23 protein-coding genes are annotated in these 23359 nt (G+C 72.8%); 7 read left to right on the forward strand and 16 right to left on the reverse strand.

Features of this window, described 5'->3' with window-relative positions; translation table 11 throughout:
• Positions 1-63: 63 nt before the first annotated feature.
• Together ACFYM0_RS23995 and ACFYM0_RS24000 are read right to left on the reverse strand one after the other, a co-directional pair.
• Entirely contained in the window at positions 64-1242 is a 1179-nt protein-coding gene (locus ACFYM0_RS23995) for a sugar ABC transporter permease (protein WP_388504616.1), read from the reverse strand.
• Positions 1239-2348: an MFS transporter gene (locus ACFYM0_RS24000; RefSeq protein WP_388504912.1), complete on the reverse strand. Its 1110-nt coding sequence runs from the start codon at positions 2346-2348 to the stop codon at positions 1239-1241. The genes ACFYM0_RS23995 and ACFYM0_RS24000 overlap by 4 nt, the downstream gene beginning before the upstream one ends.
• Before the next feature lie 366 nt (positions 2349-2714).
• Here ACFYM0_RS24000 and ACFYM0_RS24005 point away from each other — a divergent pair, with 366 nt between their 5' ends.
• The gene (locus tag ACFYM0_RS24005; RefSeq protein WP_388504618.1) at positions 2715-3560 is read left to right on the forward strand and encodes a hypothetical protein; all 846 of its coding nucleotides are present in this window, start codon (positions 2715-2717) and stop codon (positions 3558-3560) included.
• A 332-nt stretch (positions 3561-3892) separates the two neighbouring features.
• The gene (locus tag ACFYM0_RS24010) at positions 3893-4540 is read left to right on the forward strand and encodes a sigma-70 family RNA polymerase sigma factor (protein ID WP_388504621.1); all 648 of its coding nucleotides are present in this window, start codon (positions 3893-3895) and stop codon (positions 4538-4540) included.
• A gap of 83 nt (positions 4541-4623) precedes the next feature.
• Here ACFYM0_RS24010 and ACFYM0_RS24015 read toward each other — a convergent pair whose 3' ends face one another.
• Positions 4624-5013 carry an SHOCT domain-containing protein gene (locus tag ACFYM0_RS24015; protein ID WP_388504624.1) on the reverse strand — a complete coding sequence of 130 codons (390 nt, stop codon included), beginning with the start codon at positions 5011-5013 and terminating at the stop codon, positions 4624-4626.
• Between the two features lie 102 nt (positions 5014-5115).
• Here ACFYM0_RS24015 and ACFYM0_RS24020 point away from each other — a divergent pair, with 102 nt between their 5' ends.
• Both ACFYM0_RS24020 and ACFYM0_RS24025 read left to right on the forward strand, forming a co-directional pair.
• On the forward strand, positions 5116-6264 hold the full coding sequence (locus ACFYM0_RS24020) for a sulfite oxidase (protein WP_388504626.1): 1149 nt from the start codon (positions 5116-5118) through the stop codon (positions 6262-6264).
• Positions 6265-6375: 111 nt separating this feature from the next.
• Positions 6376-6822 carry a DoxX family membrane protein gene (locus ACFYM0_RS24025; RefSeq protein WP_388504628.1) on the forward strand — a complete coding sequence of 149 codons (447 nt, stop codon included), beginning with the start codon at positions 6376-6378 and terminating at the stop codon, positions 6820-6822.
• Here the strand turns inward: ACFYM0_RS24025 and ACFYM0_RS24030 are convergent.
• Genes ACFYM0_RS24030 through ACFYM0_RS24040 form a run of 3 tightly spaced genes read right to left on the reverse strand, consistent with a single transcriptional unit; the run spans position 6819 to position 8916 of the window.
• Positions 6819-7418, reverse strand: a complete 600-nt coding sequence (locus ACFYM0_RS24030) for an HD domain-containing protein (protein WP_388504630.1) — start codon at positions 7416-7418, stop codon at positions 6819-6821. The genes ACFYM0_RS24025 and ACFYM0_RS24030 overlap by 4 nt on opposite strands.
• Before the next feature lie 6 nt (positions 7419-7424).
• Positions 7425-8732 carry a cytosine deaminase gene (gene codA, locus ACFYM0_RS24035; RefSeq protein WP_388504632.1) on the reverse strand — a complete coding sequence of 436 codons (1308 nt, stop codon included), beginning with the start codon at positions 8730-8732 and terminating at the stop codon, positions 7425-7427.
• A gap of 16 nt (positions 8733-8748) precedes the next feature.
• Positions 8749-8916, reverse strand: coding sequence for a hypothetical protein (locus ACFYM0_RS24040; protein WP_266906264.1), 168 nt, complete (start codon positions 8914-8916; stop codon positions 8749-8751).
• A 111-nt stretch (positions 8917-9027) separates the two neighbouring features.
• Between ACFYM0_RS24040 and ACFYM0_RS24045 the strand changes: the two genes are divergently transcribed.
• A complete protein-coding gene (locus ACFYM0_RS24045) occupies positions 9028-10890 on the forward strand; it encodes a prolyl oligopeptidase family serine peptidase (RefSeq protein WP_388504635.1) in 1863 nt (620 codons plus the stop codon).
• A gap of 43 nt (positions 10891-10933) precedes the next feature.
• Positions 10934-11734 (forward strand): SURF1 family protein, encoded by an 801-nt coding sequence (locus ACFYM0_RS24050; protein ID WP_388504637.1) that lies wholly within the window; start codon positions 10934-10936, stop codon positions 11732-11734.
• A gap of 69 nt (positions 11735-11803) precedes the next feature.
• Here ACFYM0_RS24050 and ACFYM0_RS24055 read toward each other — a convergent pair whose 3' ends face one another.
• The 7 genes from ACFYM0_RS24055 to ACFYM0_RS24085 all read right to left on the reverse strand — a co-directional run bounded on the left by ACFYM0_RS24055 (position 11804) and on the right by ACFYM0_RS24085 (position 18254).
• Entirely contained in the window at positions 11804-13123 is a 1320-nt protein-coding gene (locus tag ACFYM0_RS24055; RefSeq protein WP_388504639.1) for a hypothetical protein, read from the reverse strand.
• Positions 13120-13839 carry a SigE family RNA polymerase sigma factor gene (locus ACFYM0_RS24060; RefSeq protein ID WP_388504641.1) on the reverse strand — a complete coding sequence of 240 codons (720 nt, stop codon included), beginning with the start codon at positions 13837-13839 and terminating at the stop codon, positions 13120-13122. The genes ACFYM0_RS24055 and ACFYM0_RS24060 overlap by 4 nt, the downstream gene beginning before the upstream one ends.
• A gap of 256 nt (positions 13840-14095) precedes the next feature.
• Positions 14096-15184 carry an aspartate-semialdehyde dehydrogenase gene (locus ACFYM0_RS24065; RefSeq protein ID WP_388504644.1) on the reverse strand — a complete coding sequence of 363 codons (1089 nt, stop codon included), beginning with the start codon at positions 15182-15184 and terminating at the stop codon, positions 14096-14098.
• Positions 15181-16458 carry an aspartate kinase gene (locus ACFYM0_RS24070; RefSeq protein WP_266906273.1) on the reverse strand — a complete coding sequence of 426 codons (1278 nt, stop codon included), beginning with the start codon at positions 16456-16458 and terminating at the stop codon, positions 15181-15183. Before ACFYM0_RS24070 ends, ACFYM0_RS24065 begins: the two co-directional genes overlap by 4 nt.
• Positions 16459-16579: 121 nt before the next feature.
• Positions 16580-17227: a DUF5063 domain-containing protein gene (locus ACFYM0_RS24075; protein WP_327254142.1), complete on the reverse strand. Its 648-nt coding sequence runs from the start codon at positions 17225-17227 to the stop codon at positions 16580-16582.
• Positions 17220-17819 carry a recombination mediator RecR gene (gene recR, locus ACFYM0_RS24080; RefSeq protein ID WP_243330636.1) on the reverse strand — a complete coding sequence of 200 codons (600 nt, stop codon included), beginning with the start codon at positions 17817-17819 and terminating at the stop codon, positions 17220-17222. Before recR ends, ACFYM0_RS24075 begins: the two co-directional genes overlap by 8 nt.
• Before the next feature lie 90 nt (positions 17820-17909).
• Positions 17910-18254 (reverse strand): YbaB/EbfC family nucleoid-associated protein, encoded by a 345-nt coding sequence (locus ACFYM0_RS24085; RefSeq protein ID WP_112450812.1) that lies wholly within the window; start codon positions 18252-18254, stop codon positions 17910-17912.
• Between the two features lie 268 nt (positions 18255-18522).
• Here ACFYM0_RS24085 and ACFYM0_RS24090 point away from each other — a divergent pair, with 268 nt between their 5' ends.
• Positions 18523-19248 carry an SLATT domain-containing protein gene (locus ACFYM0_RS24090; protein WP_388504648.1) on the forward strand — a complete coding sequence of 242 codons (726 nt, stop codon included), beginning with the start codon at positions 18523-18525 and terminating at the stop codon, positions 19246-19248.
• A gap of 59 nt (positions 19249-19307) precedes the next feature.
• Here the strand turns inward: ACFYM0_RS24090 and ACFYM0_RS24095 are convergent, their stop codons facing one another.
• From ACFYM0_RS24095 to ACFYM0_RS24105, 3 genes are all read right to left on the reverse strand, one after another.
• Positions 19308-19958 carry a hypothetical protein gene (locus tag ACFYM0_RS24095; protein WP_250744899.1) on the reverse strand — a complete coding sequence of 217 codons (651 nt, stop codon included), beginning with the start codon at positions 19956-19958 and terminating at the stop codon, positions 19308-19310.
• 119 nt (positions 19959-20077) lie between these two features.
• On the reverse strand, positions 20078-22624 hold the full coding sequence (locus tag ACFYM0_RS24100; RefSeq protein WP_388504651.1) for a glycosyltransferase family 2 protein: 2547 nt from the start codon (positions 22622-22624) through the stop codon (positions 20078-20080).
• Positions 22621-23301, reverse strand: a complete 681-nt coding sequence (locus ACFYM0_RS24105; RefSeq protein WP_388504653.1) for a GntR family transcriptional regulator — start codon at positions 23299-23301, stop codon at positions 22621-22623. Before ACFYM0_RS24105 ends, ACFYM0_RS24100 begins: the two co-directional genes overlap by 4 nt.
• Positions 23302-23359 lie beyond the last annotated feature (58 nt).

Consider the following 23359-nt stretch of genomic DNA (forward strand, 5'->3'; position numbering starts at 1 on the left):
TCTCGTGGACGTCGGCCGTGGACGTCGGCACCGGAGGGTGGCCGGTCCTGCTTCGCGGGGCGGTCAGACGGTGCGGAGGTCTGCCAGCCCGGCGAGTCCGGCCAGTCCCAGCGCCAGGAAGAAGTCGCCCCACACCAGTTCGTGGCGGACGGCGAGCCCTTTGCCGGCGTCGTAGCAGCCGTTCAGCAGTCGGCCGCGGGAGAGGTGGTGGTCGACGAGGTGCTTCAGGATCTCCACCGCGCGGTGCGCGTACCGCGCGGACCGCGGTCCGGGAAGCAGGGACAGCTTCAGGAGCGCGACAGCCGTGACGGCCGCGGCGGAGGTGTCCGCCGGCCCGTCCGGGCGGGTCGCATCGGCGGGCGGTACGAGGGGTGTCCCCGGGCCCGTCCATGCGGCGGCAAGGCGTTCCGCCCGTGCCCGCGGGTGCCCCGGCAGCCACGCGGTGACGGCGGGCCGGTGCAGTACGTCGGCCAGCGCGAGCAGCAGCCAGGCCGGGCCCCGGCTCCAGCCCGGCGCCGGCTCCGCGCAGGCCAGCCAGCCCCGCTCCGCCTCGTAGGACCAGGCCGGTACGAGGTCGCGGGCGCGGCAGGCCTCCGTCCCGGAGCCGGGGAGGCACAGGGTCAGGTGGCGCTGGAGGTGCGAGGCCGCTGCCGCGGGGCTGACGGCGGCGAGCAGGGGAACTGTGCCCGCCAGGCCGTCCACCCGGGCCAGCAGCCGGGGGCCGCCGAACGCCGATCCCCAGGGCAGCAGCCCGAGTTCCTCGTCCATCGCGGCCAGACAGGCGGCGGCCGCCCGCGCCCGCAGCTGCTCGGCGCCGGTGTCACCGGCAGCCCCACCGGCCCCAGTGGGCCCGGTGTCCCCGGCGGCCAGGGCCGTCCCGTACCAGAGGATCAGCCCGCGCGTGGACGTGTCGGCGTCCACCCAGCCGGCCAGCCGTGCGGTGCAGGCGGAGGCGGCGGTCCGGTCTCCTTCGGATCCCGTGTGGCGGGCCCTCAGCCAGAGCAGCCCCGCCCAGAACCCCCCGGCCCAGGAACCCCGGCCGGTCGTCGTCCACCGCCCCGTGTCCGGTTCCGCGTACAGCGGGAACCGGCCCTCGGCGACATCGGCCGCCGTGACGGCCACCTGCTCGAGGACCTCCGCCAACGCCTGCGCCGCCCACCCGTCCACCACCCGCACACCCGTCAACGGGCTCTCGCTCCCCCACTCGCTCGCCTCCCCGTCATGGCCACTGCCCGCGGTCACCGTCCCCGCCCCCGCACCACCCAGGCCACCCCGACCGCGCACGCCACCGCGAACTCGGCCGCCACCAGCAGCCAGCCCGTCCCGTAGCGGCCGGCGTTCGCGAGGGGGCCGAAGAGGAGGGGGCCGACGGCGAAGCCGGTGAAGAAGCCGGCGGCCACCAGGGCGGAGTCCTGCCCGGCCCGGCCGGGGGCGGAGCGTTGCATCACCAAGACCATCGAGACGGCGTTGGCCGCCACCGCGAACACCCCCACGGCCACCGCGGCCACCCACACCAGCGGACCCGCGCCCGGCGCCGCGACCAGCAGGGCGGCCGCCCCCACCGCGCCGGCGGCGAGCCCTCCCGGCAGCCACTCGGCGCGCCCCGGCCGGGCGGCCTTCGACCAGCCGACCCGCCCGGCGATGCCCGCGACGCCGAGCACCGCGACCAGCGCGCCCGCCGCGGTGGGGCCCATGCCGAGCCGTTGCGCGCCGAAGAGGGCGACGTACGTGTTGACCGAGGCGATCCCGCAGCCCAGGAAAAGGGAGAACACCGCCAACCAGGCGATGGCACCCCGCGGGACGAGCGGGGCACGGGGCCCGGCCGGGGCCGCCCGCGGATCGGCGGGCAGGGCGCGCAGCGCCCACAGGGCCGTCAGCGCTGCGGTGGCGGCGGCCGTCCACACCGCCCCGCGCCAGCCGATCCCGCCGGCCAGTGCGGTGAGCGGCAGCCCGGCGGCGAAGGCGCCCAGCTGGACGCCCGACTGCTTCATGCCGGTCACCGGCCCCCGGCGGCCGGAGGGCACGGCGGCGAGGATCGCCTTGTTGGTCGCCGGATTGGCCAGGGCCTGGGGCAGTCCGCCCAGCGCGACGGCGGCGAGCAGGAAGCCGGGGCCGGGCGCGGCGCCGATCAGCGCGAGCGCCGCCGCGGACACCGACAGCAGCAGGACGAGGGAACGGCGCGGCCCGATCCGGTCCACCAGCCTGCCGCCGAGCGGAGACAGCACGGCCGCCGTACCGAACCCGACCGTGGTGGTCCAGCCGAGCACGGAGGGCGAGACCCCCAACTCCCCCACCAGACGCGGACCCAGTGCGCCGAGGAGGAAGAGCTGGAGCATCGAGAAGGCCATGGCCCCCGTGAGCAGAGCCGTGAGCCCGCCCGCCTCGTCGCCCACGCCCGCGCTCACGCCCGTTCCGGCGCCCGTTCCGGCGCCCGTTCCGCCACCGGTCAGGCCCTCGGCCGTCCCCGGCGTCCCCGGTGTCCCGGGCGTCTTCACCGGCCGGCTCCTGTCCGCCACCGCTCGCCCACCCCGTTCCCGCTGTTCGCCCTCGGTCTGCGGCCGTCACTTCCGGGACAGCAGTCGGATCAGTGAACGCCCGGGTTCCCAGCGCCTGTTGTGGCGTGCGCCACAGCGCAAACAGGACTCGAATTCCGGATGAGAAAACCTGATGCCCTCTGTCGCCCCCCGCCCGGCCGGTGCAACGATGACCCCGCCATGACACCGGGTCGATGTTGCCGAGCCGTACGGGCCGCGATGTTCGCGGCCACCTGCGTGCTGCTCTCGGCCCTCGGGCACATCCTCATGTCGGAAACCTCCGTCCCTTGGTGGGGGATGGCCGCGGCCTTCGCCGCGACCTCGGCGGCCGGCTGGGTCCTCGCCGGGCGGGAGCGCGGCCTCGCGGCCGTCGTCGCCGCGACCGTCGGCGTCCAGGCCGCCCTGCACGGCGGGTTCTCGCTCGCCCAGGCCGCGGCGGCGACGCGGCCGCGGGAACCGGGCACGTCCTTAGCCTCCCTGACCTCCCTGACCTCGCTTCCGTCCCTGGCTTCCCTGACCTCACTGGGCCGCCGCTGGATCCAGTACCTCCTCTGCGCCCCCTCCGTGCTCCGTCCGCAGGCAACCGGGCCGCCGGGCACCGGGAGCACCACCCGACAGGCCGTGCAGGACCTGCACGGCATGGCCGGGACGCACGGCATGCACGCGACGCACGCCCTGCACGCAATGGCCGACGACTCCGCCTCGACGGCGGCGGCCGCCCTGCCGATGCCGGCCGCGCACGCCATGGGTTCCGTGTCACCGGCGGGCATGCTCGCGGGCCACCTCCTGGCAGCCCTGGCCTGCGGACTCTGGCTCGCGTACGGGGAACGCGGGGCCTTCCGGGTCCTGCGCGCCGTCGCCGCCCGGTTCCTCGTACCACTGCAACTCCTCTTCCGGCTCCCCGAGCCCCCGCACCGGCCCCGCGTCCGCCTTCCCCGCGACCACCGGGTCCGGACGCCCCGCAGGCTGCTGCTCGCCGACGCCCTCACCTCACGGGGTCCACCTCACGGGATCGCTGTCGTCTGACAGCCGGCTCCCCGACGCGCCACGGGCACCCAGCACCCGTACCCGTACCCGTACCGCGCCTCGGGCATCGGTCTTGCCGTCCGGCAGGCCGTACACCCGTTCACCGGCCTCGCGATGCCCGCGCTCAGGGCTCTCGGCACGCCGGGCAGTGCGGTCCTCGCGGTCGCTCGGTCGCTTCGGCCACCCCTGCAACCGCGGGCACGGCACGGCGCTGCGCACGCGCCCGCGCCGTCCTCGCCCACACCGCCCACGCTGCCTTCGCCGCCCTCGCCGCCCTCGCCGCCCGCACCGCGGCATCGAATCCGGCCGGATTCCCAGAAGGACACCAGGCGATGACCACTGCACTGCTCACCCGCCCGACCACCACCGCCACCCCCACCGCCGCCATCCCCACGGCCACCGGCGCCCCCACCCGCCGCACCGCCGGTCCCGACGAGGCCGTCACCCTCCTCGCGCTGGCCGCCCGCGAAGGCGATCCCGTCGCGGTGGACCGGTTCGTGCGCGCCCTGCACCGCGACGTGCTCCGCTACGTCGCCTACCTCAGTGCCGACCCGCAGTCCGCCGAGGACCTGACCCAGGAGACCTTCCTGCGCGCCCTCGGCAGCCTGCACCGCTTCGAGGGCCGCTCCTCCGCGCGCACCTGGCTGCTCTCCATCGCGCGGCGCACCGTGGTGGACAGCCTGCGCCACAAGGCGGCCCGCCCCAAGATCGCCGACAGAGACGACTGGCAGACCGCGGCCGAGCAGAGCCAGCCCCGCGGCGTACCCGGCTTCGAGGACGGCGTCGCGCTCGCGGAGCTACTGGCGGCGATCCCGGCCGAACGCCGCGAGGTCTTCGTCCTCACCCAGCTCATGGGTCTCCCGTACGCGGAGGCGGCGCTCATGCTCGGCTGCCCGATAGGGACCGTACGATCCCGCGTGGCCCGGGCCCGCTCGTCCCTGATCGGCCTGCTGGAGGACGCGGACCCCACCGCGGCCTGACCCGGAACGGCCGAACGGCAGAACGGGGGCCCGACCGCGAGATCGCGGTCGGGCCCCCGTTCGGCGGGCAGGAAGGACGGCCCTCAGGCCAGGAGCTTCTCCTTGGCCTTGTCGAACTCCTCCTGGGTCAGGTGCCCCTTCTCCTTGAGGGAGGACAGCTTCGCGAGTTCCTCCGCCGGGCTGCTGCGGGGACCCGCGGCCTTCTGGACGTAGTCCTGGAAGGCCTTCTCGTTGTCCTGCGCCTGCTTCACGTCGCGCCGGCTCATGCTCTTGCCGCGGACGATCAGGTAGACGAGGACGCCGAGGTAGGGCAGCAGGAGCACCAGGATCAGCCAGCCGGCCTTGCCCCAGCCGTGCAGCTCGTGGTCCCTGAAGATGTCGGTGATCACCTTGAACAGCAGGAAAAACCACATGACCCACAGGAAGAGCCAGAGCATGGTCCAGAACAGGTTGAGCAGTGGATAGTCGTCCACGCGTCACTCCGATCACATAAGGGACAGATCAATTCATACCGCCCACCGATCCGATCCGCACGCGGAGTAGCCGGTCCGGTCCCACCGCGGGACCATGAGCCCATGGAGGAGCGCCCCCTCACCGGGATCAGCCCCCCTGGCCGGATCGCCGCCCCCGGGGAGGGCATCGGCCAGGACGAGCTGTCGCTCGCCGCGCGCAACCACGGGCTCCCGCTGGAGGCCCTGCGCTACGAGGTCACCCCGGCCGGGCTGCACTACGTACTCGTGCACTACGACATCCCCGACACGGGCACGGGCACCGGCTCGGACACCGACGCCGACACCTGGCGGCTCACCCTCCGCGGCCACGTCCGCACCCCCCTGGAGCTGGACCTGCGCGACCTCCGGTCCCTGCCCTCGGTGACCCGCCGGGTCACCATGGAGTGCGCCGGCAACGGGCGCGCCCGGCTCTCCCCGCGGCCGGTCAGCCAGCCCTGGCTGGTGGAAGCGGTGGGGACGGCCGACTGGACGGGGGTGCCGCTGCGCACGGTGCTCGCGGAGGCCGGGGCGGCTCCGGGCGCCGTGGAGGCCGTGTTCACGGGCGCCGACCACGGGGTGGAGCGGGGCGTCGAGCAGGACTACCGGCGCAGCCTGCCACTGCCCGTCGGCGAGGACGTGCTGCTCGCCCACACGATGAACGGCGGGCTCCTGCCGCCCCAGCACGGGCATCCGCTGCGGCTGATCGTCCCGGGCTGGTACGGGATGGCGCACGTGAAGTGGCTGCGCGACATCGAGCTCGTCGACACGCCGTTCGGCGGCTACCAGCAGGCCACGGCCTACCGGTACAAGCAGGCTGCCGAGGAAGCCGGAGAGCCCGTCACCCGGATCGCCCCGCGCGCCCTGCTGATCCCGCCCGGCTTCCCCGACTTCATGTCCCGCACCCGGGTCGTCCGCCCCGGTCCCGTGCGGCTCGCCGGGCGCGCCTGGTCGGGCTACGGGGCGGTCGTGCGCGTGGAGTTGAGCACCGGCGGGGATCCTGACGGGGGCCCCGACGGGGGCGGCGGCTGGGTCGACGCCGAGGTGCTGCCGCGAGGCGGGCACCCGTACGCATGGCAGGGCTGGCACGCCGACTGGACGGCGGTCCCGGGCACCCACACCCTCCTGGTCCGGGCCACCGACGCCTCGGGGCGCACGCAGCCGCTCCGGCAGCCGTGGAACCGCGGGGGCTTCGGCAACAACCAGGTCCAGGCGGTCTCCGTCGTCTGCCGCTGAACCCCGGCGGCCGCCCCCTTCTGTCGGCCAACCCCTTGCCACGCCCCTCCCCTTCCCCCGAAACTGACACATCGTCAGATCATTGCGAGAGAACGAGGGAAGGAACCGAGGATGCAGACCATCTGGCTCGGCGGGCCCGAATGGGTCGCCGTTCTGCGGATCGGGCTCGGGCTGTGGTGGCTGGAGAGCTGGCGGCACAAGGACAAGAAGGACTGGTTCGGCGGAGGCGGCATCCGCTGGGCGGCCGGCGTCGCCGAGAAGCACCGCTGGGGGTTCGTCACGCGCGGCTTCGACATCGTCGTGAAGCCCTACCCGCGTTTCATGGCCTACCTCGTCGCCTACGCCGAACTGGCCCTGGGCCTGGGCCTCATCGTCGGGTTCCTCACCCCGATAGCCCTGCTCGCCGGACTGCTGCTCAACTTGGTCTACCTGATCCTGATGATCCACGACTGGGGCGAGCAGGGGCAGAACCTGATGATGGCCCTGATCTCCGGGGTCGCCTTCTTCGCGATGGGCTGGCAGGTCTGGTCCCTGGACAACGCCCTGGGGATCTTCTAGCCCCGCCGGTCGAGCGGGTTCGCCGCGATGCGCTCCTTCGCGCCGCTCGCCACGTAGGCCGCCGCCGCGCACTGCGGCTTGCGCGCGGCCTGGTCGGCCACCAGGGCGAAGAAGGCGTCGCCGAAGCCGAGGCGCGGGTACTCCGCGAGCAGCGCGGCCGTGAAGACGGGGTCGGCGTCACCGACGCCGACCCCGGAGACGTCCGCGGTGGTACCGATCTGGAGCAGGTGGCTCTCCACGTCCTCGGCGGCCGTGACGTCATCGCGCATGTGCCGCACGATGATCTCCTCGGCGCGCGCCCGCCGCGCCGCCGGCCAGCCCAGCCCCGCCGTCAGCACGCGCGCGACGTGGCCGCCCGCCTCCTCGAAGGGCAGGGTGTGGCTGTCGAAGGGCACGGTCAGCCCGAGGTCGTGCACCAGCGCGCTGACGTAGAAGAGTTCGCGGTCGTACGAGAGCCCGTGCCGGTCCGCGTACTCGGCCCCGAAGGCGTACGACCGGACGGAGTGGTTCAGCAGCGCCGCGTCCGCGTACTCGGAGGCGATCTCCAGCGCGGCCCGGCCGGACGGAGTGTCAAGAGTCCATGTCACAAAGGTCATGGACGGTCAGCGTAGACGGGGACGGAAGTCCACCTCCGAGGGCCCCTCCTCCCCCGGCCAGGCCAGCAGACGGGGCGGAGCCACCGGGGTCTCCGCGAGGACCGTGCCGCGCGAGACCACGTAGCGGGGGCGGACCTGGCGGCGGACGGCCTCGGTGGGGGATTCGGCCGGCAGCAGCACGAAGGAGGCCGGGTTGCCCTGGCGGACCCCGTACTCCGAGGGCGACAGGCCCAGGACGCGCGCCGCGCGCTCGGTCACCATCTCGAAGGCCACCGGGATCTCGTCCGCTCCCGTGAGCTGGGCGGCGTAGATCCCGACGAGGGCGGTCTGCAGCGGGTTTCCGGTGCCGAGCGCGTTCCAGGGGTCCATCACGTCGTCGTGGCCGAAGGCCACGTTGACCCCCGCCGCCAGCATCTCCTTGACCTGCGTGAGGCCGCGCCGCTTGGGGTAGGCGTCGAAGCGGCCCTGGAGGTTGAGGTTGGCGAAGGGGTTCGAGACGAGGTTGATCCCGGACCGCGCCAGCAGGCGCTGGAGTTTGAAGCTGTACGCGCCGCCGTAGGAACCCATCGCCGTCGTGTGGGAGGCCGTCACGTGCCCGCGCAGCCCCGAGCGCAGGGCGTGCGCGGCCAGCACCTCCACGAACCGGGACTGTTCGTCGTCGATCTCGTCGCAGTGCGCGTCCACCCGCAGCCCCTGCTCCTCGGCGAGCCTGAAGGCCACGGCCAGCGAGGCCACCCCGTCCTCCCGGGTGTCCTCGAAGTGCGGGATCGCGCCGACCACGTCGGCCCCGCGCCGGACCGCCTCGCGCAGCAGCGCCTCGCCGCCGGGGAAGGAGACGATGCCCTCCTGCGGGAAGGCGACGATCTGCAGGGTGATCACGTCCCGGACCCGGTCGCGCACCTCCAGCAGCGCGTCGAGCGCGGTCAGCGCCGGGTCGGTGACGTCGCAGTGCGTGCGCACGTGCAGCACGCCCTGCGCCGCCTGCCAGCGCAGCACCTCGGTGGCCCGCGCGACGACGTCCTCACGGGTCAGGGTCTTCTTGCGCTCGCTCCAGCAGGCGATGCCCTCCCAGAGGGTCCCGGAGACGTTGGGGCGCGGATCTCCGGCCGTCAGGGCCGTGTCCAGGTGGATGTGCGGCTCGACGAAGGGCGCGCTGAGCAGGCCTCCGTGCGCCTCGATCAGCACCCCCGTCGCCGGGGGCTCCTTCTGGTCGTCGTACGGGAGCACGCGCGCGATCCGCCCGTCCTCCGCGACCTCGACGTCGTGCAGGCCTTCGCTGTGCAGCAGCCGGGCGCCCCGGACGATCATCCGCATCGCGTCAGCCTACGGCTCAACCCCGCTTGGCCTGGGCCTTCTGCTGCATGCCCCGGGTCTTCGCGGAGACCGACTGCACATCGCGGACGGCGGCTTTGGCACGCGCCTCGGCCGCCGTGTTCTTGGCCATCGCACGCTCCGAATCGTGGTGGGACGGCTTGCCCGTACGCGCCTTCTTCGCCATGACCGCCACTCCTCTGCCCGGCCTCGTACGCGGGACCGCGTACGCACACCACCCTGCGCCCGTTCGGCCCCGTCGGCATCTCGGGGGCCGGGCCGCGGCCGATCCGGTTACATGGGGTGCATGACTGACGCCACCGCCGACACGAACGCCGCCGTGCCCGACTGGGAGAAGCGCTTCCGGGCCCCGCGCGTGGGGCTGCCCGAATGGGCCGAGGACGCACCCGACCGCTCCCTCTTCGTCTCCAACGCCACCGGGACCTACGAGCTGTACGCCTGGGACCGCGCCACCGGCTCCCAGCGGCAGGCCACCGACCGGCCCAACGGGACCACCGACGGCACCCTCTCCCCCGACGGCGAGTGGGTCTGGTGGTTCTCCGACACCGACGGAGACGAGTTCGGCACCTGGGTCCGCCAGCCCTTCGCGGGTGGCCCCGACGAGCCGGCCACCCCCGGGCTGGAGGCCTCGTACCCCGCCGGGCTGGCCATCGGACGGGACGGGACGGCCGTCGTGGGGCGCTCCACCGACGAGGACGGGACCACGATCCACGTGGTCCGGCCCGACGGGTCGGAGCCGGCCGTCGTCTACCGGCACCGTGAGTCGGCCGGCGTCGGCGACCTGTCCCGGGACGGGACCCTGCTCGCCGTCGAGCACACCGAGCACGGCGACGCGATGCACTCAGCCCTGAGGGTGATCACCCTGGACGGCGCCACCGTCGCCGAGCTGGACGACTCCGAGGACGGCACCGAGGAGCTGGGCCTGATGGTGCTCGGCTTCGCGCCCGTCGCGGGAGACACCCGGCTCCTGGTCGGCCACCAGCGGCGCGGCCGGTGGGAGCCGATGGTGTGGGACGTGGCCGCGGGCACCGAGGAGGGCCTGGCCGTCGACCTTCCGGGCGACGTCGGCGCCGAGTGGTACCCCGACGGGTCCGCGCTGCTGATCGAGCACGGCTTCGAGGCGCGCAGCGAGCTCTTCCGCTACGACCTGGCCGCGCGGGAGCTCGTACGGCTGGACACCCCGCCGGGGACGGTGGCGGGTGCGACGGCGCGGCCCGACGGGTCGGTGGAGTACCAGTGGTCCTCCGCGGCCGAGCCCTCCGTCATCCGCTCGACCGCGGGCGGGGTCGTGCTCGACCCTCCCGGTTTCCGGCCGCCCGGCTCCGTACCGGTCGAGGACGTGTGGGTGGAAGGCCCCGGCGGGCGGATCCACGCCCTCGCCCAGCGGCCCGTCGGCCACGGCGACGGGCCCTTCCCCACCGTCTTCGAGATCCACGGCGGGCCCACCTGGCACGACAGCGACGCCTTCGCCGCGACCCCGGCGGCCTGGCTCGACCACGGGTTCGCGGTCGTCCGCGTCAACTACCGCGGTTCGACCGGCTACGGACGCGAGTGGACCGACGCCCTGAAGCACCGGGTCGGCCTGATCGAGCTGGAGGACGTCGAAGCGGTACGGGAATGGGCGGTGGACTCCGGGCTCGCGGACCCGGCGCGCCTCGTGCTGTCCGGCGGCTCCTGGGGCGGCTACCTGACCCTGCTGGGCCTCGGCAGGCACCCGGACGTCTGGGCGGTGGGGCTGGCGGCCGTACCGGTCGCCGACTACGTGACGGCGTACCACGACGAGATGGAGGCGCTGAAGTCCCTGGACCGCACCCTCTTCGGCGGCACCCCCGAGGAGGTCCCGGAGCGATTCGAGGCCTCTTCGCCGCTGACCTACGTGGACGCGGTGAAGGCGCCCGTGCACATCGCGGCGGGCCTCAACGACCCGCGCTGCCCCATCCGGCAGATCGAGAACTACGTGGACCGGCTGGCGGCGCGCGGGGCCGAGCACGAGGTGTACCGCTACGACGCCGGGCACGGCTCGCTCGTCGTGGAGGAGCGGATCAAGCAGGTCCGGATGGAGATCGACTTCGCGCTGAAGCACCTGCCGCGCCAGGTCGTCTCTTTCGGATCCGGGCAAGATCCGAAAGAGCCGGCCTAGCCCCGGCAACGGCGGACCGGTGCACCCCCCGTACGGTGGTGGGGTGCACCGGTTTCTCCTGACCCCGCGCTGGTGGGGGATCAACGTCTTCGTCGCGCTCGGCGTTCCCTTCTGCCTGTTCATGGGGACCTGGCAGCTCGGCCGGTTCGAGGACCGTGTCGACACCCACAAGGAGGCGACCAGCGCACGCCCCGCCGAACAGGCGGCCGCGCCGCTGGAGTCGCTGCTCCCGGTGGACAAGCGGACCTCCGGACGGCTCGCCACGGTCTCCGGGGAGTACGCCGACCAGCTGCTCGTCCCCGAGCGGCGGCTCGACGGGAAGTCCGGCTTCTACGTCCTGACCCTGCTCAAGACCGACACCGGCAAGGCCGTACCCGTGGTCCGCGGCTGGCTGCCCGGCACCGCCGACGCGGGCCGGGCCCCGGCCCCGCCGGCCGGACGGGTCGAGGTGACGGGCGCGCTCCAGGCCTCGGAGAACTCCACCAGCAAGGGCGTCTACTCCGCCGGCGGGCTGCCGGCCGGGCAACTCGGCGTGATCGGGGCCGCCTCGCTCGTCAACATCGTGCCCTACGGCCTGTACGACGCCTGGCTGACCGTGCAGACGCCCGCCGACGGGATGACCCCGGTACCGGCGCGGGCTCCGGTCAACACCGGGCTCGACCTGAAGGCCTTCCAGAACCTCGGCTACACCGGCGAGTGGTTCGTCTTCGCCGCGTTCGTGCTCTTCATGTGGTTCCGGCTGTACCGGCGCGAGGTGGAGACCCTGCGCGATGCGGAGGCGGGCCTCGTCGCCGAGACCCCGGCGGAGCCGGCCCCGGCCGGTGCGGGCTCCGATCGGCCGTAGCGTCCGGGGCGCGGTCCGGCGTCCGGGGCCCGGTCCGGGCCCGGTTGCGGGCCCGGTCCCGTCCCGGGCTCAGCCGAGCGGGATGACGCCGGTCCGGTATACCGTTCCGCCGCACGCCTCGGCGATGGTCGTCTGCGTCGTCGGACCGTCCGGACCCGACGTGTTGGGCGTGTGGGACACCACGGCACCGAGCGGCGGAGTCTCCGCCTGGACCTGGCCCGTGTCGGTGCCCGCTCCGGCATCCTGGGTGTCCCCGGAACCGCCCTCCGGCGTGCCGGACTCCCCGGTGCCGTCCGCACCGGGGCAGCCGCCCTCCGGCGGCACCCACGCGAAGCGGACCTCGTACGACGCGTTCGGCGAGAGCACCAGCTTCAGGGTCTCCACCGACGGGTCGGGGAGCAGCCCGGTCGCCGCATCGCCCGTGACGTGGTTGACGACCGCCACCCCGGCTCCGCCCTCGCTCGCCGGGCCGGCCGTCAGGCTCTCCGGACCGCGGACGGTGCACCCCTTCGAGGACACGTTGGTGACCTTGAAGCTGCCGTAGACCTTGCCGCCGGCGGACGGGGCCCGGGTACTGCCCGACACCCCGACCTGGCTCTGGGTGCAGTTGGGCACCTCCGAGGACGCGGGCGGGGGCAGCGCGCCACCCCCGACACTGCCGGTGGCGCCGCTTCCGGGGGTCGCGCGGGGCGGGGTGATGTCCGGCCCGCCGGTGCTCGGGAACCCGCCGGGCGGGGTCGGCGAGGCGCTGGCGCCGTTCTCCCCGTCCTTGTCCTTGTCCCTGTCCTTGTCCTTGTCCTTGTCGGAGGACCTCTTCGGCTTCGGACGGGCGGAGCCGTTCTGGTGCAGGCCTGACCCGTCCTTCGAGCTGTCGCCCGACTGGCCGTGCCCCGCCGTGAGGGAACGGCCGGAGTTTCCGCCCGCCCCGGAGGTCATGTAGAGGCCCACCGGCACCGAGCCGCCCAGCACCACCACGGCCGCCGCCGCGGCGACGAGGATCCTGTGGTTGCGGACCCGGCGGGCGGGGACGGCGTGCCGCAGCCGCTCCAGCGCGTCGCCGGAGGGCTCGAGCCCACCGACGACCCCGCGCAGCAGAACGCGCAGCTCGTCCTCCTCACCCACAGGTCCGGAGGCGGCGGGCTCGGCCGCGGCGGGCTTGACGACGGAGAGCTTGGGGGCTGCGGGCTTGGCGGCGGGCTCAATGGCGCCCCCCTCGGTGTCCGCCGGGGCCGCCGGGGCCGTCAGGTCCGGCTTCTTCGGCGTGTCCGGCTTCTTCGGCGTGCCGAACACGAGCTCCCGCAGGGCCTCCGGTCCCCCGGAGACGGATCCGCCGGCCGGGCCGGGCAGCTCCCGGTCTTCGCCTTCGTTCGTCTTGCGGTCCTCACTCATGACTGCGCAGCCTCCATCGCCACCCGCAGCGCGGCAATGCCCCGCGATCCGTACGCCTTGACCGAGCCGAGCGATATGCCGAGCGTCTCGGCGACCTGTACTTCCGTCATGTCCGAGAAGTAGCGCAGCGACAGCACCTCGCGCTGGCGTCGCTGGAGCCCGCGCATCGCCTTGATGAGATCGTCCCGTTCCAGCAGGTCGTACGCGCCTTCCTCGGCGCTCGCCATGTCCGGCATCGGCTTCGACAGAAGTTTCAGACCGAGGATGCGGCGGCGCAGGGCGGAGCGCGAAAGGTTGACGACGGTCTGGCGCAGGTAGGCCAGGGTCTTTTCCCGGTCCCGGACCTTCTTGCGGGCCGAGTGGACGCGGATGAAGGCCTCCTGGACGACGTCCTCGCAGGAGGCGGTGTCGTCGAGGAGCAGCGCGGCGAGGCCCAGGAGCGAGCGGTAGTGGGCCTGGTAGGTCTCCGTGAGGTGGTCGACGGTGGTCCCCTCGACCACCTCGGCCACCTCGGCCGCCTCTGCCACCGCAACCGGCTCGGCCACCGCAACCGGCTCGGCCGGCTTCGTGCTCCCGATGTCCTCCGCGCTGTCGCGGGGTCCGGGCACCCGGCCGTCCGCGGCCGGTCCGGACGTGCGGACGCCCGGCGCGGCGGGCACCCCGGGCAGCAGGGGAGCTCCGGGCGCCGTCGAGGCGGGCGGAACGGGAACGATCACCGGGAACCCACCGGGCGCGCGGGATCGCAGACGCGACGGGATCGGGGGCGTCCCGGTGCGCGCCGCAAGGACGGGGAGTTCGAGCAATGCTTCTGCCACGCCAGTTGGACTCGCGTCCCCCTGGCAGGGTTGTACGCGCACGGCAGATTCATCGGCGGGATTCTCATCGTCTTCTTGCGTAGCCGCACACCCGGGCGCGTCGTCGTACGACGACAGCCGTCGGGCCGTCACCTCGATCAAGGTCTTAACGATGATCCTACAAACTGAAGGAGCTAAAACCAGCCGCGATGAGCTCCGCAGTTTGTGTGGCATTCAACGCCGCACCCTGACGGAGGTTGTCCGCGCAGACGAAGAACTCCAGCGCACGCGGGTCGTCCAGCGAGCGCCGCACCCGTCCCACCCAGGCCGGATCCGTCCCCGCGGCATCCGAAGGGGTCGGGAACTCCCCCGCGGCGGGATCGTCCACCAGGACCACACCGGGAGCCGATTCCAGGATCTCCCGGGCGTGCACGGCCTCGACGGCGCCCTCGAAACGGGCCCGTACGGTCAGCGAGTGGCCGGTCAGTACCGGTACCTGTACGCAGGTCACGGACACCGGCAGCTCCGCCAGGTCCAGGATCCGGCGCACTTGCGCCCGTACGGCCAGCTCGTGCGAGGACCAGCCGTCCTCGCACAGTTCCCCGGACCACGGCACCACGTTGAGCACGAGCGGACCCGCGAAGGGCCCGGTGTCCTCACCCACGGCCCGGCGCACGTCCCCGGGGTGCTCCCCCAGGGTGCTGCCGGCGACGAGCGACAGCTGGCGGCGCAGCGCCTCCGAGCCGGCCCGGCCGGCCGCGCTCGCGGCCTGGTAGGAGGAGACGGCCAGCTCGGTCAGTGCGTACTCGGCGTGCAGCGCGCCCAGCGCCGCGATCATCGCGGCGGTCACGCAGTCGGGTCCGGCGACGATCCCGCGCGGCCGGATCCGGGCCGCGTGCCCGTTCACCTCGGGCATCACGAGCGGTACGTCGGGGTCCTCGCGGAAGGCCGCGGACTGGTCCACCACGACGGCCCCGCGCGCGGTGACGACGGGGGCCCACCGGGCCGAGACCTCGGCCGGAGTCAGGAAGAGCGCGATGTCGCCCGCCCCGAGGCCGTCGAAGGCGTCTTCGGTGAGGGCGAGCACCTCGGTCTCCGTACCGCGCACGGTCAGCCTGCGGCCGGCCGAGCGCGGGGAGGCGATCAGGCGTACGTCGCCCCAGACGTCGGCCCGCTGGGACAGCATCTGGAGCAGGACGGAGCCGACGGCTCCGGTCGCCCCGACCACGGCGAGTGCCGGGGCGGACCGGGCCGCGGGCGGGTTCAACGTCCCGTGCCGCCGTAGACGACGGCTTCGTCGCCGCTGTCGTTGTCGAGTCCGAAGGCCGTGTGCACGGCGCGGACGGCCTCGTTGACGTCGTCCTGGCGGGTCACGACCGAGATGCGGATCTCCGAGGTGGAGATGAGCTCGATGTTCACGCCCGCGTCGGACAGCGCCTGGAAGAACGAGGCGGTGACGCCCGGGTTGGTCTTCATGCCCGCGCCGACCAGGGAGATCTTGCCGATCTGGTCGTCGTAGCGCAGGGACTCGAAGCCGATGGTGCCCTTCGCCTTCTCAAGGGCGTCGATGGCCTTGTGGCCCTCGGCCTTGGGGAGGGTGAAGGAGATGTCCGTCAGCCCCGTGGAGGCGGCGGACACGTTCTGCACGATCATGTCGATGTTGATCTCGGCGTCCGCGATGGCGCGGAAGATGGCCGCGGCCTCACCCGGCTTGTCCGGGACGCCGACGACCGTGATCTTGGCTTCGGAGACGTCGTGAGCGACTCCGGAGATGATGGCGTGCTCCACCGGCTCGTCCCCTTGCGGATTCTCGTTGCTGACCCACGTGCCCGGCAGTCCCGAGAAGGACGAGCGGACGTGGATCGGGATGTTGTAGCGGCGCGCGTACTCGACGCAGCGGTGCAGCAGCACCTTGGAGCCGGAGGCCGCGAGCTCCAGCATGTCCTCGGAGTTGATCCAGTCGATCTTCTTGGCCTTCTTCACGACGCGGGGGTCCGCGGTGAAGACGCCGTCGACGTCGGTGTAGATCTCGCAGACCTCGGCGTCCAGCGCCGCGGCGAGCGCGACGGCGGTCGTGTCCGAGCCGCCCCGGCCGAGGGTGGTGATGTCCTTGCTGTCCGCCGACACACCCTGGAAGCCGGCGACGATGGCGATGTTGCCCTCGTCCAGCGCGGTGCGGATACGGCCCGGCGTGACATCGATGATGCGCGCTTTGTTGTGGACCGAGTCGGTGATGACGCCTGCCTGGCTACCGGTGAACGACTGGGCCTCGTGGCCCAGGTTTTTGATCGCCATGGCCAGCAGGGCCATGGAGATCCGCTCTCCGGCGGTCAGCAGCATGTCGAATTCGCGTCCGGCAGGCATCGGGGACACCTGCTCGGCGAGATCGATCAGCTCGTCCGTCGTGTCGCCCATCGCGGAAACCACGACGACCACTTGGTGGCCGTTCTTCTTGGCATCCACGATCCGCTTGGCAACACGCTTGATGCCTTCGGCATCGGCTACGGAGGAGCCTCCGTACTTCTGCACGACAAGGCCCACGTGCGCTCCTCGCTCAGTCCGTCTCATTGCTGGTGCAGTCTAACGAGCGGCCGCAATACGACCGCCTCGTACCACATCATGAGACGAAAAGATCACAGCAAACGTTCCCCCACCGGGGCGTTTACTTCCGGCCGAGCCCGCCGAGCTCCTCGGCCATGACCTGCCCGGCCTGCTCCGCGAGCTCGTCCTCCGCGAGGTCCTCGTCCGTGTCCAGGCCGTCCAGCGCGGCCAGCGGCTGGTCGAGGCGGACGTGTGCGATCAGTGACTGGAGGGCGCGCAGCGTGGCCGATGCCGTCGGTCCCCAGTTGGTGAAGTACGAGAACTGCCACCACCACAGCGCCTCGGTGATCCGGCCCGACTGGTGGTGGATGAGGCCGTGCCGCAGGTCGGCGACGACGTCCGCCAGGTCGTCGGAGATCCGGTGCGGGACCGGGGCCTTGCGCGGCTCGTAGGGGTCGAAGACCTCCGAGTAGACGTCGACCGGCTCCAGCATCACCGCGAACCGCTCGCGCAGGTCGTCCACGTCCGGCTCCGGGCCCAGGTCGGGCTCGTAGCGTTCGTCGGGCAGGACGTCCTGGTAGGCGCCGAGCCGGCCGCCCGCCAGCAGCAGCTGGGACACCTCCAGCAGGAGGAAGGGCACCGCGCTGTCCGGGTCCTCGCCCTTGGCCACCTCGGTGACCGCGACGATGAAGGACTCGATCTGATCCGCGATCGAAGCCGCGAAGTCGTCCGGATCCTGTCCCAGGGCGTGCAGTGTTGCGTCAGACATCGAGAAGTCGCCTTCCTTCAAAGGCCCGCCCGAGCGTGACCTCGTCCGCGTACTCCAGATCTCCCCCGACGGGGAGCCCGCTGGCCAGGCGGGTGACCTTCAGGCCCATGGGCTTCATCATGCGGGCGAGGTAGGTGGCGGTCGCCTCGCCCTCCAGGTTCGGGTCGGTCGCGATGATCAGCTCGGTGACCGAACCGTCCGCGAGCCGCGCCAGCAGCTCCCGGATGCGCAGATCGTCCGGGCCGACGCCCTCGATCGGGCTGATCGCGCCGCCGAGGACGTGGTACCGGCCCCGGAACTCGCGGGTCCGCTCGATCGCGACGACGTCCTTCGACTCCTCGACCACACAGATGACCGTCAGATCGCGGCGCGGATCGCGGCAGATGTTGCACCGCTCCTCCTGCGCCACGTTCCCGCACACCGCACAGAACCGGACCTTGTCCTTGACCTCCAGCAGCGCGTGCGCGAGGCGGCGGACATCGGTGGGCTCGGCCTGCAGGATGTGGAAGGCGATCCGCTGCGCGCTCTTGGGCCCGACGCCGGGCAGCCTGCCCAGTTCGTCGATCAGGTCCTGGACCACGCCTTCGTACAACGGAATGCCTTCTTTCGGTTCTGGACTGAAGTGGTCTGAAGAGTTCTGGCGGGACGGGCGGGGCGAGCCGGACGGACTTGGAGACGGGGCCTAGAAGGGCAGACCGGGGATACCGCTGCCGCCGCCCAGCCCCTGCGCCAGCGGGCCCAGCTTCTGCTGCTGGAGCGCCTGCGCATTCTCGTTGGCCGCCTGGACCGCCGCGACCACCAGGTCCGCGAGCGTCTCGGTGTCCTCGGGGTCCACGGCCTTCGGGTCGATCACCAGCGCGCGCAGTTCACCGGAACCGGTGACGGTCGCCTTCACCAGGCCGCCGCCGGCCTGGCCCTCCACCTCGGCCTGCGCCAGCTCCTCCTGCGCCACGGCAAGGTCCTGCTGCATCTTCTGGGCCTGCTGGAGCAGCTGCTGCATGTTGGGCTGACCACCACCGGGAATCACAGGTCACTCACTCCGTAGCGTCGGGCCAAGCGCCGGCGGCTTGGTCAATCCGAGCCTACGTGCTCCCCGGGCGCCGCGCCCTACGCCGTGAGGACCAACTCTTTCGAGTGAGAGACGGGGCGTGCGCGTACCTGATGGCACCCTCCTTGCGGGCGGAAATCCCGGGAATCGGCGCCCACCGCGTCTCATTCGAAGGTAGGAAGAGCATGCGCACCATTGCGCACACGCGCACCACCACACGTTCAGCGCAGGCAGAGGGAGTGCCCGGGTGAGTCAGCCGGAGATGCAGCCCGAGGGGCCACCCCGGGATCCCGCAGAGGACGGCGACCTTACCGGCCGGCCGTTCCCTCTCGGGGACTGGGGCGAGCCCGCCGAGCGGCTCGACGAGCTCTACCGACGGGTCGAGGCCGACGCGCTGCGCACCGCCGAGTGGTACCTGTCGGACCGGGCGTGGAAGCGCCGGGGTGCCCGGATCCTGCGGATCGGGGCCGCCGCCGGCGCGGTCACGGGCGCCGCGATGCCGCTGCTGGAGCTGACCGGCTCCGTGCCCGGGGCGGCCTCGTACGGCTATCTCGCACTGCTCCTGGGCGCGGCCTGCCTGGGCTGCGACCGGTTCTTCGGCCTGACCTCGGGCTGGATGCGGGACGTGGCGACGGCGCAGGCCGTGCAGCGACGACTGCAGACCCTGCAGTTCGACTGGGCCACGGAGAACGTGCGCGAGATCCTGGGCCCGACGGAGGGCACCGCCAGCGAGGCCGCGGAGCGATGTCTGACCGTGCTGCGCCGGTTCTCGGAGGACGTGACCGAGCTCGTGCGGTCGGAGACCGCGGAGTGGATGGTCGAGTTCAGTTCCGGCCCTGCCCCGCTGGTCATGCAGTCCCTGGGCGCGGGCGGATCGCGTTCGGACGCGTACGTCCCGCCGGCCCGCTTCCCGCTCCCCCCGGGCACCCGCCCGAACATGCCCCGCCAGAGACCGCCGGAGCAGCCGCGCTGAACGGGACGGGGCCGGCTCCACCGTGCGGAGCCGGCCCCGTCCCGTGCGTGGGGACCGCGTCAGCTGAAGATGATCATCGAGCCCTGGCCGAGGCTCCGGGTGGCCGCCGCGTGCAGGCCCAGCCATACGTGCCGCTCCCGCGCGAAGGGGCTGTCGTCGTACGGGATCGGCCCGGCGGGCTCCTCCAGCGACGTCGGCCGGCCCGGGGGCGCCGGAGCCAGCGGCGGATTCCGGGGGTCTATCCCGATCGCGGGAGCGACCAGCGCCAGCTCGCGCAGCAGCCCCTGCGCGGACCCCAGCGGCCCGCCCCCGGCCAGCAGCTCCTCGTTGGCCAGCGGGTACGCGAAGTCCACCGGGACATAGGCCCCCGCGTGGTCGTAGTGCCACACCAGGTGCGACTGCTGCGCCGTCGGTTCGAACATCTCCAGCAGTTGCTCGTAGTCGCCGCCCAGCTCGTCCACCGGGGTCACCGGCAGCCCGCAGATCTGGAGCAGGTACGCCCTCCGCAGGAAGTGCAGGGCGTCGTAGTCGAAACCGGCCACCGGGGCGACGTCCCCGGACAGCCCCGGCATGTACGCGAACACCGGCACGGACGGCAGTCCGGCCTCACCCAGCGCCTTGTCGTACGAGGCGATCTCTTCCGCGAAGGGGTTGTCGGGGCTGTGGCACAGCACGTCGACAAGGGGGACCAGCCACAGGTCACAGGCCACTCGGCCTCCGATCAGTCGTTGTCGCCGATCGGGCCAGCGTAGTGCGCCGGACACGCTCAGCGAAGGGGTGAGTAGAACCTTGGGAGGCGAACCGCCCCGGATCCGTGCCGGATCAGCGGCTACGGCTCGCCCGGGCCCACCCTCCAGACCCACACGTCGCGCACCTGCTCCGGCTCCCGGCCCAGCAGCCCTGTGATCAGTCCCCGCAGTTCCGTGTCCCGGTCCTGACGGGGCAGGACGACCGCGCCGGCCTTCCAGTACTCAAGGTCCTGGCGGGCCTGTCCCCGCCAGGAGGCGTCGACCTCGGGCGGCTGCGCGCCGTAGCGGACGTCGCGCAGGAGGTTCGAGAGGTGCCGCGGGGTGGCCCCGTAGATGCCGATCCGGTCGGGTCCCCACGGGCCGTTGAAGTAGCCGCCGGCCAGCCGGAAGCCGAAGTCCGCCTCCACTTGCCAGTGCAGCGCGTCCGCCTGTCCCGGGTCCGGCAGCGGTACCGGAACGAGTGCCTCCCCGTCTTTGACGTAGCGCTTCCAGTCCCCGGAGGTGATGAACGCGGGCACCGGCGCGCGGTCCCGCACGTTCAGCGGCAGCGGCAGGACCGGGATCAGCGCGGCCGCCGCGCCCAGCAGGCCCAGCGTGCGCAGCTCGCGCGCGGGCAGCCGGAGGATCCGGTCGAGCGCGAGGGCGAGCAGGATGGCCAGGATGGGGGCGCACACCATCGCCACGCGCCCCTCGATCACCGACTCGAAGAGCGGCAGCTTGATCATCAGGCGCCACGGGCCCGGCAGCACGATCTCCGTACGGGGTACGGGCACCCACGGACCGAGGGACAGCAGGAGCGCGACGAAGCCGGTGAGCGCGAGGGCCCGTACGGCCTTGCTCCGCCACAGCCACACGCACACGGCCACGCCGAAGGCGAGCAGGGGCCAGCCGTAGAAGGCGTTCTGCTCGGTGGTGTTCAGCGAGAGCTTGCCGGCCGTCTCGGGGTCGCCGAAGAGCGAGCGCGAGGCGAACTCGATCAGGGCGCGCGGGCTGTTCCCGGCATTGTCCCCGTGCAGGACCGAGTGGTAGCTCTGCGGGCCGAAGAACTGCCAGTACAGCGGGACGGCCACCAGCGGCAGGCACACGGCGAGCGCCACGACCAGACCGGAACCGAGCGGCCGCGCCGCCGCGAGGGCGCGGCGGGGGTCCACGAGGAGGTAGGCCAGGCAGAAGACCAGCATGCCGAGCGCGGCGATGAGCAGCGGTTCCTCGCCGATGAAGATCTGGTACGTCGCGAAGAGCCCGAGCAGTACCCCGTCACGCGTCACACCGCGACCTTCGCGGGGGCCCTCGCACAGGCGCAGGGCCCGGTCGATGATCAGCGGGATCATGAAGAGGACGACGAAGTTCGGGTGGCCGTTCGCGTGCGAGACCATCGGCGGCGCGAAGGCCGCGAGCGCCCCGCCCGCGGCGGCCGCCCAGCGGCTGCGCACGAACCGGCGGCGGATCAGCCAGTACCAGGTCCAGGCACTGGCGGCCATGCCGAGCGTGAGGACCAGCGCGAAGGTGACGGTCTCGCCGAAGAGCAGCGTGACCGGGATCATCGGCACGTTCAGGCCGAGCATCGTGGCGTTGGCCATCAGGTTCACGCCGTCGGGCATGCCCTGGGAGAGGGTGAAGAGCGGGTTGCGGAGGTGGGTGATGTTGTCGGTGGTGACGCCGACGAACCACTCCCACTGGTTCTGGTCCTGGAGCGCGTCCGCGAGGTAGGCGCCGTCGAGGTCCGCCCACAGGCCGTGGAAGACGTAGAGGGAGAGCGCGATGAAGGCGGCGGCCACGGCGAGGCCGCCGGCGTTGAGGCGGAACAGGTCGCCGAGGGCGCGGCGGCGGTCGGGGCGCGGGGCGCTCGCGACGGCCGTCCGGGTGTGGCCGCGGTGCACGGGGAGTTCGACCTCCGCCACGTGCCAGCCCTGGCGGCGGACCCAGCGCAGGACCTCGGCGTCGATGGCCGGTCCGTCGAGGGTGGAGGCGCCGAAGGCGGCGCGGGCGCGGTCGCCGTCGAAGAGGGCGAAGGCGCACGTGTCGGCGCGGAATCCCGGTATGCCGGGGATGCCGAGGGTACGGACCAGGCGGTTCCGGGAGCGGCCGAGGACCACGGCGGGGGGTGCGCCGTCCGTGCCGGGGTGGCCGTCCGTGCCGGGGTGGCGGTCCGTGCCCTGGTCGCCGCCCGTGCCCGGGTCCAGGACTTCCTCGAGGCGGGCCAGCTCGTCGAGCGGGGTGCTGAGCGCGGCATCGGTGAGCAGCACCCGGTCGCCCGTGGAGGCGAGCACTCCGGCGCGGAGGGCGGCGCCCTTGCCGCCGGCGGCCCGGCTGTCGCCGTCATGGCGGTCGCCGTCGCCGTCACCGACGCGGATCAGCCGGATCCGGGGTTCCGCGGCGGCGGCCGCGTCACCGGCGACCACGATGAGTTCCCAGGCGCCGGGTCCCGTGCCGCAGTGGGCGTCGAGGTGTGCGCGCAGGGTGGCGAGGGTCTGCTCCGGGACGGGAGCGGGGATGACGACGGACAGCCCGACGGTACCGAGCCAGCGCGTACCGGCGGGGGCCCGCTCGTCCTGGCCGGCGCTCACGTTCCCCCGGTCGGCACTCACGTTCTCCTGGCCGGCGCTCGCGGCGCTCTCGCCGCTCACGCGCCGGCCGCCTTCAGGCCCGCGGCCCAGTCGAGACCGTGCTGGTTGTACGCGTGCACGAGGCGTCGTACCTCCTCGGCGTCCGCGCGGGTCACCGCGTCCATCAGTTCGTTGTGGCCGGCCCACAAGCCGGAGCGCAGGTCCGGCTCCGCTTTCAGGTGGGGCACGGCGAAAACCCAGCACTGCACCCGGATCCGGTGCAGGAACTCGGAGATGTAGATGTTGCCGACCAGCCCGCTCAGCTCCCTCCAGAAGCGCAGGTCGTAGCCGATCAGCACGTCGAGCGAGCCGTTCAGCGCTGCCCGCTGCGCCTCCTCCGCCCGGCGGCGCACCGAGACCAGCCGTTCCCCGGAGCCGGGGGCGGTGCCGCGTTCCACGAGCCTGCGGAAGATGCCTTCCACGATCAACGTACGAGCCTCGATCATGCCCCGGAAATCATCCACGGAGAAGACTCGGACGCGGAAGCCGCGGTGCTGGACGGAGTCGAGCAGGCCTTGTGCGGAGAGATCGACGAGGGCCTCGCGGACGGGGGTCGCGGAGACTTCGTACTGCTCCGCGATCTGTTTGACGGTGAATTCGCTCCCTGCCGCCAGACGCCCCGCGAGCACCTCGTCACGCAGCGCGTCCGCGATCTGCTGGCGAAGTGTGTTGCGGGTGACAGCGCCGCTGCCTGGCATAGGGGTCCGTCTCCATCTGTGGGCTTCGGACACCTTAGGCCAGGCAGCACGGCCGAAA

The sequence above is a fragment of the Streptomyces sp. NPDC006487 genome, from assembly GCF_042870555.1.
Lineage (GTDB): Bacteria > Actinomycetota > Actinomycetes > Streptomycetales > Streptomycetaceae > Streptomyces.